The 19,404-nt window shown below is 46.4% G+C and carries 18 protein-coding genes and 1 tRNA gene; 11 read left to right on the top strand and 8 right to left on the bottom strand.

Features of this window, described 5'->3' with window-relative positions; translation table 11 throughout:
- On the top strand, window positions 1-329 hold a 329-nt coding region (locus OFAG_RS14425), incomplete at its 5' end, for a hypothetical protein (protein ID WP_231371707.1).
- Window positions 330-630: 301 nt separating this feature from the next.
- On the opposite strand, the gene OFAG_RS12670 is transcribed toward OFAG_RS14425, so the two are convergent.
- Window positions 631-707, bottom strand: a tRNA-Arg gene (locus OFAG_RS12670).
- Between the two features lie 462 nt (window positions 708-1,169).
- On the opposite strand from OFAG_RS12670, the gene OFAG_RS12665 reads away from it, so the two are divergent.
- On the top strand, window positions 1,170-2,753 hold the full coding sequence (locus OFAG_RS12665) for a tetratricopeptide repeat protein (protein WP_231371706.1): 1,584 nt from the start codon (window positions 1,170-1,172) through the stop codon (window positions 2,751-2,753).
- A 34-nt stretch (window positions 2,754-2,787) separates the two neighbouring features.
- Window positions 2,788-3,276 carry a dihydrofolate reductase gene (locus OFAG_RS12660; protein ID WP_005875502.1) on the top strand — a complete coding sequence of 163 codons (489 nt, stop codon included), beginning with the start codon at window positions 2,788-2,790 and terminating at the stop codon, window positions 3,274-3,276.
- Window positions 3,277-3,313: 37 nt separating this feature from the next.
- On the opposite strand, the gene OFAG_RS12655 is transcribed toward OFAG_RS12660, so the two are convergent.
- The 5 genes from OFAG_RS12655 to OFAG_RS12630 all read right to left on the bottom strand — a co-directional run bounded on the left by OFAG_RS12655 (window position 3,314) and on the right by OFAG_RS12630 (window position 5,789).
- Window positions 3,314-3,625 (bottom strand): BON domain-containing protein, encoded by a 312-nt coding sequence (locus tag OFAG_RS12655; RefSeq protein ID WP_005875504.1) that lies wholly within the window; start codon window positions 3,623-3,625, stop codon window positions 3,314-3,316.
- A gap of 23 nt (window positions 3,626-3,648) precedes the next feature.
- The gene (locus tag OFAG_RS12650) at window positions 3,649-4,056 is read right to left on the bottom strand and encodes a PRC-barrel domain-containing protein (RefSeq protein ID WP_020995371.1); all 408 of its coding nucleotides are present in this window, start codon (window positions 4,054-4,056) and stop codon (window positions 3,649-3,651) included.
- A 370-nt stretch (window positions 4,057-4,426) separates the two neighbouring features.
- Window positions 4,427-4,795 (bottom strand): phage holin family protein, encoded by a 369-nt coding sequence (locus OFAG_RS12640; RefSeq protein ID WP_005875508.1) that lies wholly within the window; start codon window positions 4,793-4,795, stop codon window positions 4,427-4,429.
- A gap of 23 nt (window positions 4,796-4,818) precedes the next feature.
- Window positions 4,819-5,220 (bottom strand): ElaB/YgaM/YqjD family protein, encoded by a 402-nt coding sequence (locus OFAG_RS12635; protein ID WP_005875510.1) that lies wholly within the window; start codon window positions 5,218-5,220, stop codon window positions 4,819-4,821.
- A gap of 50 nt (window positions 5,221-5,270) precedes the next feature.
- Complete coding sequence (locus OFAG_RS12630; protein WP_005875512.1) at window positions 5,271-5,789, bottom strand: DUF4142 domain-containing protein; 519 nt, start codon at window positions 5,787-5,789, stop codon at window positions 5,271-5,273.
- A gap of 300 nt (window positions 5,790-6,089) precedes the next feature.
- On the opposite strand from OFAG_RS12630, the gene OFAG_RS12625 reads away from it, so the two are divergent.
- Window positions 6,090-7,718: an AAA family ATPase gene (locus tag OFAG_RS12625; RefSeq protein ID WP_005875513.1), complete on the top strand. Its 1,629-nt coding sequence runs from the start codon at window positions 6,090-6,092 to the stop codon at window positions 7,716-7,718.
- Window positions 7,719-7,835: 117 nt separating this feature from the next.
- A complete protein-coding gene (locus OFAG_RS12620; protein ID WP_005875515.1) occupies window positions 7,836-8,102 on the top strand; it encodes a hypothetical protein in 267 nt (88 codons plus the stop codon).
- Window positions 8,103-8,236: 134 nt separating this feature from the next.
- Here the strand turns inward: OFAG_RS12620 and OFAG_RS12615 are convergent, their stop codons facing one another.
- On the bottom strand, window positions 8,237-9,739 hold the full coding sequence (locus OFAG_RS12615; RefSeq protein ID WP_005875517.1) for a leucyl aminopeptidase: 1,503 nt from the start codon (window positions 9,737-9,739) through the stop codon (window positions 8,237-8,239).
- Window positions 9,740-9,774: 35 nt separating this feature from the next.
- On the opposite strand from OFAG_RS12615, the gene lptF reads away from it, so the two are divergent.
- The 3 genes from lptF to OFAG_RS12600 all read left to right on the top strand — a co-directional run bounded on the left by lptF (window position 9,775) and on the right by OFAG_RS12600 (window position 13,106).
- Window positions 9,775-10,902, top strand: coding sequence for an LPS export ABC transporter permease LptF (gene lptF, locus OFAG_RS12610; protein WP_020995368.1), 1,128 nt, complete (start codon window positions 9,775-9,777; stop codon window positions 10,900-10,902).
- A 2-nt stretch (window positions 10,903-10,904) separates the two neighbouring features.
- Window positions 10,905-12,053: an LPS export ABC transporter permease LptG gene (gene lptG, locus OFAG_RS12605; protein WP_005875521.1), complete on the top strand. Its 1,149-nt coding sequence runs from the start codon at window positions 10,905-10,907 to the stop codon at window positions 12,051-12,053.
- A gap of 111 nt (window positions 12,054-12,164) precedes the next feature.
- Window positions 12,165-13,106, top strand: a complete 942-nt coding sequence (locus OFAG_RS12600) for a CysB family HTH-type transcriptional regulator (RefSeq protein WP_005875523.1) — start codon at window positions 12,165-12,167, stop codon at window positions 13,104-13,106.
- Between the two features lie 14 nt (window positions 13,107-13,120).
- On the opposite strand, the gene hrpA is transcribed toward OFAG_RS12600, so the two are convergent.
- Window positions 13,121-17,020, bottom strand: coding sequence for an ATP-dependent RNA helicase HrpA (gene hrpA / locus OFAG_RS12595; RefSeq protein ID WP_187138733.1), 3,900 nt, complete (start codon window positions 17,018-17,020; stop codon window positions 13,121-13,123).
- Between the two features lie 134 nt (window positions 17,021-17,154).
- On the opposite strand from hrpA, the gene argA reads away from it, so the two are divergent.
- The 3 genes from argA (at window position 17,155) to OFAG_RS12580 (ending at window position 19,357) form a co-directional block, all read left to right on the top strand.
- On the top strand, window positions 17,155-18,459 hold the full coding sequence (argA, locus tag OFAG_RS12590) for an amino-acid N-acetyltransferase (RefSeq protein ID WP_005875527.1): 1,305 nt from the start codon (window positions 17,155-17,157) through the stop codon (window positions 18,457-18,459).
- A 49-nt stretch (window positions 18,460-18,508) separates the two neighbouring features.
- A complete protein-coding gene (locus OFAG_RS12585; protein ID WP_005875529.1) occupies window positions 18,509-18,781 on the top strand; it encodes an oxidative damage protection protein in 273 nt (90 codons plus the stop codon).
- A gap of 87 nt (window positions 18,782-18,868) precedes the next feature.
- Entirely contained in the window at window positions 18,869-19,357 is a 489-nt protein-coding gene (locus OFAG_RS12580; protein ID WP_005875531.1) for an Hsp20/alpha crystallin family protein, read from the top strand.
- Window positions 19,358-19,404 lie beyond the last annotated feature (47 nt).

Below are 19,404 nucleotides of genomic sequence, written 5' to 3'. Positions count from 1 at the left end.
ATCTTCACTCCCCTCTCATCCAACCCTTCAAATACTCTATCCACAATCCCGATTTTAACCTGGTCTGTCTCTGGATGATTTTTGCCCGGCGATACAGCTCTTCGAAATCAACCACAGGTGATCTCTTGAAAGCAAGAACAACAACGTTTCCTCCATCAACTTCAGGAAGCCATATCACCCCATCAAAGCATCCCTCCATCTTGGCTATGCTTCTTGAACTATTTGAGGCGGCACCGAAAATGGGAATTGAGGCAATTTTGCAATGCTGCTTTTTTCCAGTTCAGCATGTCTTGGGATGTTTCTGCTACCTTTCTCAAAATAGCCATTGAAAAGGTCATGTGAACCGGAAGGTGCAGCAGCCGGATTGTTTTTTCTGCCAGATTTTTCAGTAAGGGCTTGTTGAAAAGTGGGATTTGAACAATGAGTGAGATGGATTTTTTCTATTTAGAAGAAGCTGCTTTATCTGCTTTTTTGTTGCTGCTGACAAATGAATAGAAAGAATTGCAGAATTCGCTATGCCGGGTTTGGTCGGATTTTTCAATGTACTGGAAAAAACAGTACGCAAAAAGATTTTTCCGCAGACAAAAATGAAAAACGGATCAGCTAAAACTAACTGATCCGTTTAAAATATGGCGCGGCTGGCAGGAATCGAACCCACGACCCCTTGGTTCGTAGCCAAGTACTCTATCCAGCTGAGCTACAGCCGCGAAGAAGTATATTATAGCTTATTTTTTGAAATTGAACATTATTTTCTTCTGTTCGTTGTATAAAAACGGTAAAAAATCGGTATTATCTTCAGATAGAAGAATATTGTTCAAGGTTTGAGGCTGACAAGATACGGGCAGGTAAAATCCTGTTAATTGAAAACGCTTTCACCATAACAGATTATGTTGACAAAAATCCGGAAAAAATATTTTTTGCAGGGAATGCTTGCCGTTACTCTGTGCTCATTGTGTCTGTCGGTTCATCCATTGAAAGCTGAGCCTGTCGACAAAAAGGCGCTTTGCGCGGAAAAGCCTGGATGTACTGAGGAGACAGGTACCAAAAAAGGACAAACTGCTGGTGGGATAAATCAGGTTGATTTGCTTACAGCAAAAACTTCAGGAGCAAGCCGTGTTCCTGAAGTTTTACCGCAGCTTCTTTTAACCAACGATTTGTTATACCAGATATTGAGTGCGGATATTGCTGAACAGCGGGGACTCGATATTTATGCGTATGAGACCATGCTGGACGTTGCAAAAGAAACCGGTGATCCCAGATTGGCCAGGCGAGCGGCAGAAATTGCCGTTAAAAACAGAAATGTAAAGGATGCACTGCAGGCTGTCCGTCTCTGGTATCGTTTGGCTCCGCAATCCGGTGAAGCGGAAAGATACTTGGTTGGTTTTCTGGTTCTGGACAACAGACTCGATGAAGTAAAAGATATGTTTTCATCAAAACTGGCTGCCGCGTCTCCGGAACAACGCGTTTCCCTGTTTTATCAGCTCCAGCAGATACTGGCGGGCACAAAAGATAAATCGGATGCGTTTGCCGTCCTGGAAGAGGTTTTGGTTCCCTATCAGAATATGCCAGAGGCGCATGTGTCATTGGCGATTTCGGCACTGCTGAAAAATGATTCCGCCAGGGCAAGGGAGGAAGCTCAAAAGGCGCTGGCTTTGAAACCGGATTCGGAAATGGCTGTTTTGACATTTGCCCAGGCGTCTGCCAGTCCTTCTGTTGCGGTCGAAGTCCTTTCCGGATTTCTGGAAAAATATCCCGCTTCACGTGAAGTCAGAGTGTCACTGGCCCGTTTACTGGTAGGCCAGAAAAAATATGAACAGGCCAAACAGGAATTTGAAAAGCTGTTGAGCTCAGACTCCCAGGATTTGATGGCCCTTTACTCGCTCGGCCTTTTGTCGGTTCAGCAAAACGATTACCGGGCAGCAGAAAAATACCTGCAAAGTTATCTGGTTGCGGCAGCGGCGCAAGAGAAAGAAAAACCGGAATCCACGCAAGTTTTGTTTTTGCTGTCGCAAATAGCGGAGGAACAACGCCACTATGACAAGGCCTTGCAATGGCTTTCCCAAATTAATCCTGATGCCGATGATGAGGTTGCGCTGGGGGTCGATATCAAAAAAGCCCAAATCTATGCCAGGAAAGGAAAGGTGGACAAGGCGCGCAAGATCATTGCGGATATGGAAAGTAAAAATCCTTATGAGCGTGAAAGACTGTTACTGACTGAAGCCCAAATTTTAAGAGACGCCAAAAAAACCAGAGAAGCTTTGAATATATTGCAAGCCGGAATGGCCGAATTTCCCGAAAATACCAATATTCTTTATGATTACGCTTTGACAGCTGAAAATCTTGGGCAATATGCTGAGATGGAAAAAGCGTTAAAACGCATTATTAAAATCGATCCGAATCATCCGCAAGCCTATAATGCTTTGGGATATTCACTGGCTGATCGCCAGCTCAGACTGGATGAAGCTTTTACGCTGATCGAAAAAGCACTGCAGCTGGCACCGGACGACCCTTTTATTACGGACAGTCTTGGATGGGTTTTATACAGACAGGGGAAACTGGACTTGGCTGAAAAAAATTTGCGACAAGCTTACCAGTTGCGTCCGGATAACGAAATAGCGATTCATCTTGCAGAAGTATTGTGGATTAAAGGAGAACAGCAGGAAGCTCGTTCGCTATTACTGCAAGTGAAAAAGAAAAATCCCGATAACGAACTTTTGAATTCGACATTGCGTCGTCTGGAAATCGGACTATAAATAGTGTACGAACGCTTGAAAAGGAAAGAATTGGATGCTTATATCGCATGTTGTCGCTATGGCGGAAAACAGGGTGATCGGAAAAAATGGCCAAATGCCCTGGCATATTCCCGGCGAACAAAAGATATTCCGGAATCTGACAGTAGGCAAAGCGCTGATTATGGGGAGAAAAACCCATGAATCAATAGGGAGGGTATTGCCGGACAGGACAACGATTATTGTAACCCGGCAAAAGGATTATCAGATACCCGGAGCGCATGTCGTACATAGTGTAGAAGAAGGGATTGCACTGGCAAAGAAGCTGAAACTGGAAGAAATTGTGATCGGCGGCGGGGGGGAACTGTTTGCCCAGACTTTGCCAATAACCGACAAGGTTTATCTGACAATTGTCCATGCCGTTTTTGAGGGAGAAACACTTTATCCTGAATTGCCTGAGAGTTTGTTTCGGGAAAAATCCAGAAAGGAAATCGAGGCAGCGATTCCGTATGCGTTTGTTGAATTCCAGAGAATAGGCAAAAAATGATGGATTTATTCGGCCAGTTTAACTGGCCGAATTCCTTCTATTTAACCAGCAGGCTGTTTTTCACTTTTCTTACACCTTCGACATTTTTTGCAACCTGTACCGCCTGACTGATCTGGCTTGGAGCGGAGACGAAACCGCTTAATTGAACTTCTCCGTTATACGTTTCAACATTAATTTCGGCCGCGCTCAAATCGGGATCGTTGAACAATGCCGCTTTGACTTTTGTCGTGATAACAGCATCGTCAATGTATTCCGATGCACTTTCATGCTGTTGAGCGGATGCGCAACCGACCAGGCTTCCCAGAAACAGAGCCATAAAGAGAGCAAAAATATGTTTAGAGAGCTTCATGAAATCCTCTTTTTAAAAGATTGTTACATACCCATCTGATAAGGTTCGACACCATAGAATGCGTGAATTTCCCGAATCCAGTTTTTGTCTGCCATATCAGGCCAATAATCCTTCTCGATATAAGGGGCGTTGTTGATCGCTTCTTCATCGACATCCAGAAACAGATGCCCTTTTTCCCCATCGTTTTTCAGCGCACGGAACGGAACAGCGAAGAGTCGTTCTCCCATACCCCAAAATCCGCCGAAAGACATGAGTGCATACGCTACATGGCGAGTTTTCATATCAATCATCAATTCTTCAATATTTCCCAGTTTCTTGCCGTCTTTTCCGATGACTTCTTCCCCGATAATCGTTTTTGCTCCCATGAAGCAGATGCCGCCCGAAATATCGCATTTATACATACCATACACATCATTTAACAAATAGCTCATGTTACCCTCCACCGTAATTGAAAGAACAGTTAAGAAAAATACCTGCTTTTTCCCTTATCCAGATTGATGCCACTCAAACAGTCGCGATTAAGCGGATTGACCAAATTCATGAATCAGAACAGTTTTCTTATCAGATTGAGGAAGAAAAAGGACTTTTTCAGCATCAAGAAAGAAAACGGTAATACAAAAAATGAAGGGTGTCTTGTTATCAGTCTGAAGAATATACTTCTCGGGAAAAACCGACCCATGTAATCTTCATACTGTTTATAGGCTAATTCATCCTTTATAAAATCCATCTTCCAGGAAATTCTTGTTAATTTGAGATTGTTAACGAGAATTTGTTTTTCATTTTCAAGTCGGGAAAGACTGTTCATAATAAGTCCTTAATCATTTCGATATCCTGTTTTAATTCTTTTTCGATTTCGTAAAACGGCGGTTTTCTTGAACGATTTCTTGCATAAATGTATATGCCAATAATGGAAACCATGAGATATAAAAAGAAAACAGCCCAGGCCGCAATAATAATATACGGCGTATCGATAAAAGAAAAAATGATAGCGATTCCCAGAAAAACGAGTGACAAAAACGAGAAAATACAAAAGATGGCAAGACATACCAGTCTGTTAATGAGGAGTTGCTTCTGGATGTTTATTTCAACAATCAGAAGTTTGCAATAATTTCCTGATCGCTGAGCGACATATTTTCCGATTTCCCGAAGGCTTCTAAAATGATTGATCACAGAAGAACTCCTCGCAGCAGTTGTTATTTACGCGACATAAGTTTGCCCAGGAGAAAACCGATGCCAAGGGCTATACACAGCGACTGGCAGGGTTTTCTTCTTACATAGTTACTCGTCGTTTCAAGACCTTCTTCAACACGTTCAAGCGCACAATGCGCGGCCTTGTTGGCTTTCGTCTTTGCAGTTTCAAGGTTGGAATTGAGAGTCTGCCTGGCGACGTTTATTCCTTTTCCGGATAAATCCATGATTCTGTCTTTCAGATCTTTCAGGTCTTCCTTGAAACGTTCGCTTTCAGAGTTGAGGTTTTCCTTGATATTGGCGGTAGCCGACATAAAATCGCTTTTTGAGATGTCGATTTGTTCGGAAACCGATTCCATCTTTTCTTTCAAGTCCTGTTGGTCTTTTTGATCTGGCGAATTAAGCATGATTAGTCTCGCAATAAAATATTTTTTCACGGTCTTTGAGGAGAAATGAATTAGATTGTTCCACCTATTCTTGACGCTTCCTGAAGATGATTTTCAATATGTTGTTTCAGCTCGAGTGTATAGGTTTTCAAAGCGGCATTTTGGACACGTGGAAGAATATATCCGTTAATAATTTCAAGCGCTTTTTTGTGAGCGTTGATCTGGTAATTCATAAAAGTCCTGTCAAATGCGATTCCTTCCTGTTTTTTCAGGATGCGCATGGTTTTGCGGGCTTCGCCACGGATAGTTCTCGCATCGGCACTTGAGATTTTGTTGATATTGTTGTCTTTCAGAATTTTTTCCAATTTATTCTGGGCATTTTGATGTTCTTTAAACATCTGATCGGCAAATTGAAGGACAGCAGGGCTGCTTGTCTTGTTTTTTGCCAATTTGCTGGTTTCAATCTCTGCTTTGTTAATTGCCCAGAGTGTAGAGGCAACTTCCGGGGCACTGTTGTAATTTTGCGCATGAGCAATTGAAACGCCGAGACCAAAAACCATCAGGAACAGACAGGTTATAATCTTTTTCATTTTATTCTCCAAAGTTGAAATGAAAGTTTGAGATTAGAGTGTGATTAAAAACCGGGAGTTCCCGTTTGAGCCAGGACAATGAATGAAAGCTGACAGCGTCATATTTTTTAAATTTGATTCTCTGGCTAAACATATTTTTCCCGGAGTCAGGCTGATCTGTTCGGGAAGATGAAAAGAATTTTGCCGAATTGTTCAAAAAGATGAATGTTGAGTGCGAGACTTGCTAAAATAGCCTTGTGTTCAGTAAGTGATTTTTATCAATGTGTTGCCCGAGTTGCCCCTTTGCACTGGAGTATTGGAATGAACTATGAAGAATCTTCCCGCGGTATTACGATAACCATCTCTGCGGCCATCGCTAAAGAAGCCAAAGAAAGTTTCGCTCATGCAGACTGGGCTAAAAATATTCCGGCGTATCTTCTCTTGAGAGGGGACGATGAGATAACCATTTCATATAACGAGCTGGATGAAATTGCGAAAGACTGGGTATTGGAGAAATTGACGCAGGGCGGTCATCGCGCTATGGCAGGAACGGTTGCCGGCTTGAGAGCGGCGTCCAAAGATCCCGCCAATATTGAAATTTTCGATTTGGTTATACTGGCTCAGGCGTTGGGAGAATATATCAAGCAGGATGCTATTGACGGGTGGCTCTATACAATCGGTCAGGATGGCGAACATGTGCCCTGGCTGGTGACGGATGTAGCGTATCAGGAAGCGTCGAATGCTCCGCCATGTGTGGCTGTTTACCTGACCGCGAACAGTATCCCGAGCCGTCGCGACGATCTGGTCAGACCGGCTTCAAGAGTGTCTTACTTCTTTGCCGAAGACGTTCAATTCAAGAAAATTGCAGATGTGCTGGCAATGAAGGGATTCATGAAAGAAACCCCGGAATTGAAAGTGGGTTATCTTAAATCCATGCAAACTTTTGCCGAAATTCTGCCGAAGATGAACTGTCAATTCTGGGCGACAGGCAGCGGCATGGAAGTCGACATGGATGAAAGAACCCATTATCCTGAACGGGTAGTGCTGGATACGCCTTGCCGGGTGATAAACGATGAAGGACTGCTTCACCGGAAATTTTTTACCCGAGTCAATTCGCCTTTCTGGGAAAGTTTCGGATTGAATTTCAATGAAATTCCCGTTCATCCGCAAATTCTGTGCTTCAACCTTGAAACCCATACCAACATGTGGATTCATGTGGATAATCTGACTGCCTATCGGTATGACGCCAGTCTTCGTGAAAAACTGATTTTGCCGGAAGAACATCGCGATCTGATCGATATCCTGACGCAGGATATGGATATACTGATGGACGATATTGTGGCCGGTAAATCGGGAGGCACAACAATACTGTGCAAAGGCGCGCCAGGACTGGGTAAAACGCTTACAGCAGAAGTTTATTCGGAAGTGGTGGGAAGACCGTTATATCGTGTCCATTCAGGACAGCTGGGTGTTTCTTCGGAAAATGTCGAAAAAAATCTCGAAAAGGTATTGAAACGGGCACAACGATGGGGTGCGGTCATGTTGATTGATGAGGCGGATGTTTATATCCGTCGGCGCGGAAACGAAATCGATCACAATGCGGTTGTCGCTTCTTTTTTGCGAACGCTGGAATATTTCCACGGATTGCTGTTTCTGACTACCAATCGGGTAGACGATGTGGATGATGCCATTGCTTCGCGGTGTATCGCAACGATCCGTTATGCCGTTCCGAAAGAAGAGGATGCCAGGCGGATATGGAACGTTCTCGCCGATCAGTTTCAGTTCCCGCTTACGGAAGAGCTGGTCGACAATCTGGTTATGCACTTCAGTGGCGTCTCCGGTAGGGACATCAAGGAATTGTTGAAATTGACAGCAAAATGGTGCCGTCAGAAAAATGTAACACCGACATTGGAGGTGTTTAAAACATGTGCGCAGTTTAGAGGATTGTAGGAGTCTTGTTGCGTTTTTCTTGCGTCGTATCAAGAGAGTGTGTCCCTTGTTTTCTTATTCTGGGCTTATTGTGTCGGAAGCAGACACAAATAACGTGTATCATTTTTTTTGGAGCTCATGATGAAGAAAATATCTCATTCCGTTTTGTTTGTTTTATTGTCGGCAATGGTAAGTGTCGCTTTTGCGGCCAAGTATTATCCTCCGTCCGATATTGTGGTAACGACTGATCCCGCTGCTGCGGAAGCTGTCTTGAAGCAGGCTCGGGAGATACAGATGCAGGATGCACAACCTGCCGAACAGAAAGTGAACAAGGCCAGATACGGCAAGAAGAAAACCAAGGTCAGGAAAACGAGAACAGTAACGGAAGAAACTTCCGTACAATAATCGTAAAAGGGCTGCTAACGGTACGCAAAACAGGGCGGATTCGGTTTTTATCCGTAATGCAAGGAGAGCAGGACTGGTTTTACGAAAGAAATGGAATACGGCTTTAGGTTTGAAAAACCTAAAGCCGTATTTTTTCAGCGCTTGTTTTCCCGCTGTATCAGATAGGTGCAAAGCAACGGAACGGGTCGTCCTGTAGCGCCTTTGGCAGGTCCGCTTTTCCAGGCTGTCCCGGCAATATCCAGGTGAGCCCAGGTGTACTTTTTCGTGAACCGTTCCAGAAAGCAGGCAGCGGTAACACAGCCCGCCGGTTGACCTCCAATATTGGCCATATCTGCAAAATTCGATTTCAGCTGTTCCTGATAGGCGTCTTCTACCGGCATGCGCCACACAGGGTCGTTGCTTCTTTTTGAGGCGTCGATCAGGTCGTTGGCCAGTTTATCGTGTGCATCATCCAGTCGGGTAAACAAACCACTGTTAACATGTCCCAAAGCGGCAACGCATGAGCCTGTCAGTGTGGCGATGTCGATAACGATGGCCGGATGAAATCTTTCCGCGTAAGTCAGCGCATCGCACAAAATAAGACGACCTTCCGCATCGGTGTTCAAAATCTCGATAGTCTGGCCGGACATGGATGTAACGATATCGCCCGGCTTATTGGCATGGCCGGAAGGAAGATTTTCACATGCGGGAATGATTCCGATAATGTTCTGCCGGAGATCCAGCTCGCCAATGGCCTTGAATGTTCCCAGCACGGAAGCTGCCCCGCACATGTCGAATTTCATTTCATCCATGCCCGCTCCCGGTTTCAGTGAAATGCCTCCGGAGTCGAAGGTAATGCCCTTGCCGACCAGAACCACAGGCGCTTCTTTCGATTTCCCTTTCATATGTTTTAGAACAATGAATTTGGGAGGTTCGTCACTTCCCCTTGCAACCGATAGAAAACTGCCCATTTTCAGCGATTCGATCTGTTTTTTGTCCAGTATTTCAATGCCGAATTTATAAGTCTGTGCCAGAGATTTTGCCTGTTTTGCAAGATACGTTGGTGTGCAGATGTTGGCTGGAAGATTGCCGAGATTGCGTGCAAGGGTCATGCCATCGGTAATGGCCTTTGCCTGATGCAATGCATTTTTGGCAATGGTCACGTCTCCGGAAGGAAGGTAAAATGACACATTTCGGATTTTAGTGGAAGCTTCTTTTTTATTTTTAAATGTGTCGCTTTGGTAAAGTTGAACATGAAATTCCGACAGGACGCAATAAATTGCCCACGATAAATCTCGGTTTGAAATGGTGTCAAACGGCAGCGCAATTAACAGGTCGTCTGTGTTAAGCGGTTTTATGGACTTGATGGCCGTCTCGATAGCTTTTCTGAAATCTTTTTCACCGACCGGTTTTTTTCCAAGGCCGAGCAGAAGGAGTCTCTTGGCAGCGATTCCTTTCGGAGAATTGACAAGTAAGGTGGAACCCGGTTTACCGCTGATATCGCCGCTTTCCAGCATGTGGGTGACACTCCCGTCAATATCGAGAGCTATTGCTTCGTCAGTCAATTTTTGTTCTTCATAAATGCCGACGACCAGACAGCCAGTTTTGACTGTATTAAGAGAGTTTTTTTTATCAGCTGATTTTATGCTAAAGTCCATTTTTTATAATCCTCCACATATCATTGTAATTTTTCATGATTTTTCAACGTGCGCTTAAACGTGAACTGTTCAGTACAGCGGCTGGCGTATTTTTGACGTTGTTCACGATTACCATCACGATGATGTTGATCCGTATACTGGGACAGGCTGCAAAGGGAAGAGTTGCGTCGGATGATGTCATGGCATTGATTGGTTTTACGTCGTTGAATTATATGCCGATCATACTGATTCTGACGGGGTTTGTCTCGGTTCTGCTGGTGGTAACAAGAAGTTATCAGGATTCGGAAATGGTCGTCTGGTTTGCCTCAGGTTTGAGCCTGACCCGATGGTTACGTCCTGTTATGGAATTTGCCCTTCCTATTGTCGTACTGGTGACCTTGCTGGGATTTTTCGCTACTCCATGGGCTTATCGCCAAAGCGCCGAGTATAGGGAACGTTTCGAGAAGCGCGAAGATATCGCCCGGATTTCTCCGGGAAAATTCCAGGAGTCCGCTGCGGCGCAGAGGGTGTTTTTTGTCGAAAAAATGTCTGAGGATCTCAGTAAAGTCAAAAACGTTTTTATCAATTCGAGCAGAAACGGAAAGATTACAACAGTGGTTTCCCAGAATGGAACGCTTGAAACCAATGAAAAAGGTGAAAAATTCGTCGTTCTTGAAGATGGGATACGTTATGACGAAACGCCGGACCAGTCCGATTTCAGAATTATGGAGTTTGAAAAATATACGGCTTATATCGCCCCAAAAGGGGAGGTAACGATATCGGACATTTCTACCCGATCCATGACGACTTTGGAGTTAGTTACGGATACAACTAGCAAGAAGCTGGGCGAACTGGTCTGGCGTATCGGATTGCCGTTTATGGCCACATTGCTCATGTTGCTGGCGATTCCTTTGGGTTTCGTCAATCCGAGAGCCGGCAGGTCGTTCAATCTGATCATTGCTGTTTTGCTCTATATGACCTACAGTAATTTATCCAGTTTCATACAGGCTTATGTTGCCCAGCAAAAACTGGCTTTCGGCCTGGCGTGGTGGCCATTGCATTTGAGTGTAGCGCTTGTTATCGTCCTGCTTTTTGCATGGCGACTGGGGGTGAACAGCAGGTATCACCCCTACGTTCTTTTATCTGCCATAAAACACAGGCGTTTGCAGGAAAAAAGGAAATAGCAATGAAAATCCTGCAGCGTTATTTTTTTTCTCAAATTGTCAAGTCTGTCGTTTTCATTCTGGTGGCTTTTCTCGGCTTGTTCGCTTTTTTTGACCTGATCAGCGAGTTGTCATCCGTCGGAAGGGGAGGTTACCAGCTTCATCATGTGTTTGTTTATATTTTGCTGGGGTTCCCCGGCTATATTTATGAGTTGATGCCGTTTGCTGTACTGATCGGAACCATATATGCGATGGCATTGTTCGCTTCCAATTCCGAATTCACGATTATGCGGGTTTCCTCCTTATCGACCCGGGACGCCTGCTGGATGCTTGCCAAGGTTGGTCTTGTTTTTCTTGTGTTCACTTTTCTGGTCGGGGAAGTGTTGACTCCGTATACTTCAAGAATGGCTTCCGAGTTCAGGAATAATCTGATCGGCCGCAATCTGTCGGACAAATTTCGTACCGGCATGTGGAGTAAAGACACTATCCGGGAAAACGGCAGGGAAGGCGAGATAATCGGTTCCCGGTTCATGAATATAAAGACCATGCGGCCTGATGGGACAATTGAACAGATAAAACTGTACGAATTCAATCGGGAACTGGAACTTGTCAAAACCGTTACTGCCCAAAATGGCCATTATCTGGGAAACCATGAGTGGCAGTTAAACGGAGTTGTGGAATCTTTGATAAAATCGTCCGGGAAATCGAAAGGCAAGCGTTTTCCCGATTCCGCTCCAGTCGTGGATACGGAAAAACGGGATTCAATCCGTTTGGTATCCGATGTGACGCCAGACATTCTTTCCGTCATATCCGTGGATGCCAATAAAATGTCGGCTTATGAATTGGCCGTTTATAACCGGCATCTGGTTGAAAACAAACAGGATGCGACCAGTTATCAGATAGCGTTCTGGAAAAAAATCATATATCCTTTCTCGGTTTTTGTCATGATGGCTCTGGCGCTTCCTTTTGCTTACCTCCATTTCCGTTCTGGCGGGGTCAGTCTGAAGATTTTCACCGGCATCATGATCGGGGTTGCGTTTATTCTGATCAACAATTTGTTTTCGCACGTCGGGTTGTTGAATACCTGGCCGCCGTTCCTGACGGCTGTTATCCCCAGTGTGTTGTTTCTGCTGTCTGCCGTTTTTGCACTTTGGTGGGTGGAGCGACACTGATTTTTTGAGCCCGCGTTACATAAATTGACCGGTTCCAGCCAGGGGCCAATACCGGCAAGGCGTAATTACAGGTCTGTTAACTTATCCAGTTAGAAAATAACGAGACTCAAAATGAATTTACATCAGTTACGTTTTGTTCGTGAAGCCGTCAGGCAGAATTTCAACCTGACTGAAGCCGCCAAGGCTTTGTTTACTTCCCAGCCTGGCGTGTCCAAAGCGATTATCGAACTTGAAGATGAACTGGGCGTCGATATTTTCCGGCGTCATGGGAAGCGGATTCGTGGATTGACTGAACCGGGAAGAATGATTCTGAATTCGATTGAATTGATCATGCAGGAAGTCGATGATCTGAAACGGATCGGCAAGGAATATGCCGCACAGGATTCCGGCAGTCTGACCATAGCGGCCACCCACACGCAGGCACGCTACTTCTTGCCCGGCATTATTCCCGCTTTCATGCAAAAGTATCCCAAGGTCAGATTTTCCCTGCTGCAGCGCAAAATCGACGATATTGCGGAAATGGTTTTGCTCGATCAGGCGAATCTGGCTGTTGTGACCGATTATGTGGCGGAACAGGACGGATTGATCACCTTGCCGTGTCATCAATGGGAATTCCATTTGGTCGTTAAACCGGATCATCCCTTAAACGACGTGAAGATGTTGACGCTGGAAGAAGTCGCCAAATATCCTATTATCACCTATGACAAGATTTTTCATGGGCGAAACCGGATAGAAAACGTATTTCAGCAAAGAAACGTCAAGGCCGATATTCTTTTGGAAGTCATCGATGCCGATGTTATCAAAACCTACGTTGAACTCGGTCTGGGTGTAGGGATTATTGTCGGTATGGCATTTAACAGCGAGCAGGACAAAAATTTGCGTTCGATACCGGTCGGTCATCTTTTCGGTACAGGCAGATCCAGTATCCTGGTCAGAAAAAATGCCTATTTGCGTGGGTATATTTATGCTTTCATTGAAATGATTTCTCCCAATCTGAACCGTAAACTGGTGGAAAAAGCACTTCTTGACGAGACCGCCAATTATGAGCTGTGACTTGTAGAAATGGTTTATCTCGGCATGGTTTCCCAGATTTTTTGCAGTCGCTTCACGGAAACGGGGAATGGCGTGCGTAATTCCTGTGCAAAAAGTGAAACACGCAGTTCTTCCAGTAACCACCGGTATTCGGTCATGTTGGGATCTTCCCGATAGTGGTTTTGCCGGTTGCCTTTGAGGATCCGTAAGTAAGGTGTGGCTACCTGCTGCCAATTGGCCAGAAGCGTCCTGTCTCTTTGGGGATCGTTGCGGCATTTGTCGATACGGATACTGCATGCTTTCAGATAACGTGGAAAGTGTTTAAGTCTTTCCAGACTGTTTTCGGTGATGAACTGTTTGCCGATCAATTGTGAAAGTTGCTGGTTGATATCCGCCAGTGCATATTCATGGGTCCGTATTCCTGACAATTTTTTCTGGATAGTCTGGTACTCGTTTAACGTTTGCAATACGACCCGGGCGATTTCATTGCATATCAGTCCGATACGGGGTTTCCCTTCATTTATTCTTTTCTCAAATTCAGACTGTTTATCCGGCAAGGGAGACGACATCAGCGCTGATTCAAGGGCAGCTTGCAGAATTTGATCGCGCAATTCTTCCATGGAACCCAGCTTGATGAATTGCATTCCCATCTGGGGCAGGCCATCGATGTTTTTGCCGAGAAATTTAAGCTGTTCTTTTAGTTGCAAGGCGAACAGTCTTCGCAGACCGGCATGATGGGTACGTTTGGCAAGAGCTGGATCATCGAAAACCTCCATTTCACAATGGGTTGTTTTGTCTACCAGAGCGGGATAGCCGATCAGTGACTGCTTGCCGCGTTTTATTTCAAGCAGTTCAGGTAGCGGCTCGAAATTCCATGAGGTGATTTTTTCTGTTCCATCTATGGCATTTGATGTATTGTGAACGGAATTGTCGGATGCTGGCGTGCCGCTGGGGGAAAGGTTTTCTTTTTTTCCGGCTGACCGAAGCGCGGCCAACTGCTGAAAGGCGTTCCGTGCCTGTTTGCCGAATTCGGCTTGCAAGGCAGCCAGATTCCGGGACATGTCGAGCATCCGCCCGTTTTCATCGACAACCCTGAAGTTCATGAACAAATGCAAGGGCAAGGTTTCCATTCGGAAATCCTCTTTTTTTGCAACTGCATTGGTTTGCTCGCGAATATCGGCAATGATGGCGTCTGTCAAAGAGCCTGAACCGAAAGAGTGGTTTTCACGGATGCGATCGACAAATTTTGAAGCATAGTCCGGCAAGGGAACACAGTTTCTTCTGATTTTCTGGGGAAGCGACTTGATCAGCAAATGGGTTTTTTCTTTCAGCATTCCGGTAACCAGCCATTCGCAGCGTTCGGCATTGAGCTGATTCAAGGCGTAGATGGGAACAGTCAGCGTCACGCCGTCGCGGACGTTACCGGGCTCGAAATGATAGCTCAACGTCATATCGATACCGGCGAGATGGAGTGTTTTTGGAAAAAGATCGGTCGTAATGCCAGCCGCTTCATGACGCATCAAATCGTCACGGCTTAAAAACAGCAATTTCGGATTGTCTTTTGTGGCGTCTTTGTGCCATTTTTCGAAAGCGAAGCCGTTGATGACGGTATCGGGCAAGTGCTTGTCATAAAATGCGGCGATAAGACTTTCATCAATCAATACGTCGGTTCTGCGCGATTTGTGTTCCAGATTTTCGATTTCACGCATCCGTTGCCGGTTATGAGCGAAAAAAGGTGCTTTTGTATCGAAATCGCCATTGACCAGCGCTTCGCGAATGAAAATTTCCCTGGCTTCTTTCGGATTGATCTGACCGTAGTGAACGCGTCGCTGAGAGTAAACGACCAAACCGTATAGCGTCGCCCGTTCGTATGCGGAAACCTGTGCCGGACGTTTTTCCCAGTGAGGCTCGCTCCAGGATTTTTTCAGGAGATGTTTGCCGACACGTTCCAGCCATTCCGGCTGGATCTGGGCAATACAACGCGCATACAGCCGGCTGGTATCGACCAGTTCGGCGGCCATGATCCAGCGGCCGTTTTTCCGGGCCAGTGCAGAGCCTGGCCAGATATGAAAGCGGATTCCACGGGCGCCCAGAAATACGGAAGTGTCTTCGGATTTGCAACCGATATTGCCCAAAAGACCTGTCAGCAATGCCAGATGCAACTGTTCGTAAGTAGCTTCCGATTCGTTGAGACGCCAGCCTCTTTCGCGCACGATTGTCAAAAGCTGTGTATGAATATCGCGCCATTCGCGCAATCTCAGAAAGGAAAGAAACTGGTTTCGGCAGTTTTCCTGCAACAGGCGGTTTGATTTTTTGTTCTTGAGGGCTTCGTCGAACCAGTTCCAGATTTTGAGATAACTGATAAATTCGGAACGGTTGTCGGAAAATTTTTTGTGAGCGTTGTCAGCGGCTTCCTGGGCTTCGATCGGCCGGTCACGCGGGTCCTGAATGGAAAGGGCCGCAGCGATGATCAGAATTTCCCGCAGACATTGATGGTCTCTTGCCGCCAGTATCATGCGCCCGATACGGGGATCAAGCGGAAGAAGCGCCAGTTCGTGTCCGACAGACGTCAACCGGTTGAGTTCGTCAAGCGCTCCGAGTTCCTGCAAAAGCTGGTATCCGTCGGCAACGGCCCGTTTAAGAGGCGGTTCCATGAAGGGGAAGGTGTCAACGTCGCCCAGTTTCAGGGATTTCATGCGCAGTATGACGGAAGCCAGTGAAGAACGCAGTATTTCCGGAGTGGTATAAGGCTGGCGAAGCAAAAAATCCTGTTCGTCGTAAAGACGGATGCAGATACCGGAGGCGATCCGTCCGCAGCGTCCGGCCCGCTGATTGGCGGCTGCCTGTGAAACGGGTTCGATATGGAGTTGTTCAACCTTGTTGCGGTAACTGTATCGTTTTACCCGGGCCAGACCCGTATCGATAACGAAACGGATACCGGGAACGGTCAGGGAAGTTTCTGCAACGTTGGTTGCCAGAATAATTCGTCTGGCATTGCCCGGTTTGAAGATTTTTTCCTGTTCCTGCGCCGAGAGCCGCGCATAGAGCGGCAGAATCTGGACATGAGGCGGGTGATGTTTCCTGAGGATTTCTGCTGTTTCGCGAATTTCCCGTTCGCCCGGCAGAAAAACAAGCGTGTCGCCGGGGCCTGTCCGGAAGAGCTCATCGACAGCATCGACAATGGCATCCATCAGATCGCGCGTTTGACGGCTGTCGGATTTGGCTGGCGAGATTTCGGGCTTGTTTTCAAGAACAGGCCGATAGCGGATTTCAACAGGATAGAGCCTGCCGGATACTTCAATAACCGGAACAGGTTCTTTTCCGGTACTGAAATGACGTGCAAAACGTTCGGCATCGATAGTCGCCGAAGTGATGATGACTTTGAGATCAGGCCTTTCGGGCAACAGCTTTTTAAGATATCCCAGCAGAAAATCGATGTTCAGGCTTCGCTCATGAGCTTCATCGATGATGATCGTGTCGTATTGTTCCAGCAGCCGGTCGTTTTGTGTTTCAGCCAGAAGAATGCCGTCCGTCATTAGTTTGATCGACGCTTTCGGCCCGGTTTTATCTGTAAAACGGATTTTGTAGCCGACGACTTCGCCGGGTGGTGAATTCAATTCCCGGGCGATACGGTTTGCTGTCGTGATGGCCGCTATCCGTCGCGGCTGTGTATGCCCGATCAATCCGGTCCGGCCTCTGCCGAGTTCCAGACAGATTTTCGGAAGCTGGGTTGTCTTGCCGGAACCGGTTTCACCGCAGACGACAATGACCTGATGCTTTTGTATCGCCCTGGCAATTTCATGACGTTTTGCCGAAACGGGCAATTCCTCCGGATACACGATAGCAGGAACAGGAGGACGCTCGATTTTCGCGGTTGCCTGTTTCGATTGTCGCGATGAACGTGGTTTTTTGGATAAAGATTCAGGAGCACTCATGTCGGTGCGCATTATAATCGTAAAGATGTTTTAATGTCTTTAAAAGACAATACTTGCGGGTGTTTGCCGGGACGGTGAAAACAGAAACCGTTTATTGAACCGGTGTACTCATTTATTTCCAGGATGATTCCGACATGGAAGAACAATTTGTAAAGTGGCTGCGTTCCGTTGCGCCTTACATTCATGCTTTCCGGGGCCAGACGTTTGTCGTCGCTTTTCCGGGAGAGCTGGTCAAGGCAGGCACACTGCCTGTGCTGGCTCACGATATTTCCCTGTTGCACGCGCTGGGCATCAAGGTTGTTATCGTACATGGATCGCGCCCGCAGGTTGAAGAACAGCTTGATTTGCGTCATGTAAAAAGCCGGTATTACAACGGAACGCGCATTACGGATCCGGAAGCGCTCGAATGCGCCAAGGAAGCGGCTGGTGAATTAAGGCTGGATATTGAGGCGGCATTCAGTCAGGGTTTGCCCAATACCCCGATGGCGCATGCCGAAATCCGTATTATTTCCGGCAATTTCGTAACAGCTACACCGCTCGGCATCATAGACGGTATCGATCTGCAATGGACGGGCAAGGTTCGCAAGATCGCTTACGACAGTATTCATCCTATTCTCGCTTCCGGAGATCTGGTTTTGCTTTCCCCTCTGGGCTATTCGCCAACCGGAGAGGCGTTTAACGTGCGTATGGAAGATGTCGCTGTATCGGCCGCGCTTGCATTGCATGCACACAAACTGATCTTTATTACCGAAATACCCCTGATTCAGGATGCCGAAGGAAACGAGGTCCGGGAAGTAACCTCGCATCAGGTTGAAGAATTGCTGAAGACCCGGCAATTGGCTCCGGAAGCGGCTTCCTATCTCCGTTATGCCGCAAAAGCCTGCATTGGCGGTACGCCACGAACTCACATTGTTCCCTATGCAACTGACGGTTCGGTACTACTGGAACTGTTTACGCATGACGGAATCGGAACGATGGTGACCTATGAAAATGTCGAGACCCTTCGCGAAGCGACTATCAAGGATGTGGGCGGTATCCTGAAATTGATCGAACCTTACGAAGCCAATGGAACGCTGGTCAAACGCGGCAGGGAGCTGATCGAAAGAGAGATCGAGTATTTTTCGGTTATGGAACACGATGGCGTCATTTTTGGTTGTGCCGCTCTCTATCCTTTCCCGGCAGAAAAAATGGCCGAGATGGCCTGTCTGATTGTCGATCCCGAAGTGCAGGGCGAAGGAGACGGAGAAACGATATTGAATCATATGGAAGACCGGGCAAGGGCACTGGGTTTTGACAGCCTGTTCATTTTGACGACCCAGACGGCCCACTGGTTTTTGCGGCGGGGTTTTGTGTACGCCAGTGTCGATGAATTGCCCAAAGACCGGCAAAGAATGTACAACTGGCAGCGAAAGTCGCAGGTATTGATCAAGAAACTTTAACGGATCAATTCCCCTCCAATCAAAACGACCAATCTTCAAGGAGAGAAACATGGCAAGGACAGTGCATTGCATCAAACTGGACAAGGAAGCGGAAGGGCTGGATTATCCACCTTATCCGGGAGAATTGGGAAAAAGAATTTATGAAAACGTTTCGAAGGAAGCCTGGCAAGCCTGGGTGCGTCTTCAGACCATGCTGGTCAATGAATACCGGCTGAACATGGCCGATCCCAAGGCGCGGGCCTATCTCAAGGAACAGATGGAAAATCATTTCTTCGGGGATGGGGCCGATCAGGCGGAAGGCTACGTTCCTGAACAGAAATAAGAAAATTATCTTTGTTGCCGGGAAAGTAAGTTATGATTGAAACGTGAAAGTAAACGTTTTTCTTGTAACGACTAACGGGAGGAACTTATGCTTGATTCTTTGAAAGAAGCCGGAAAAAGCATTGGCCGCGAATTGAATCGTGCCTGGGAAAGTCTTTCTGACGGCTGGCGTGAATTGCTTAGCCGTTGCAGCAATGCTCTGGTTCATTTTGAACGTAACGAATACGGTAACAAAAACGACGCTTTTCCACATTGGGGATTGATGAATGCCGAAATAGAGGAAACGTCCAGTGATTTTGTCGTCCGTATGGAGATGCCGGGTATCGGAAAGGAAAACTTTTCCATCCGCATTATCGGCAATACCCTTTTTATCCGGGGAGACAAACGGATAGTGCGTGAGAGCGAAGGAAGCACTTACCATCTTATCGAACGCGCTTACGGTTCGTTCGAGCGTTCGATAAGCTTGCCTAAAAATGTCGATAGCGAAAAATCGCAGGCAAGCTATGTAGATGGGGTTTTGTCGATTCGTTTGCCGAAAGCCGTCAGTGAAACGGTCAGAAACATACCTGTGGAGTAAAAGACTGCCGGAATAATGCTTTTTAGAACCGGACTGAATGTTTTGAA

Source organism: Oxalobacter paraformigenes (genome assembly GCF_000158475.2).
Classification (GTDB): domain Bacteria; phylum Pseudomonadota; class Gammaproteobacteria; order Burkholderiales; family Burkholderiaceae_D; genus Oxalobacter; species Oxalobacter paraformigenes.
Note: the sequence above shows the minus strand (reverse complement) of the source record. Positions and strands in the feature narration are given on the sequence as shown.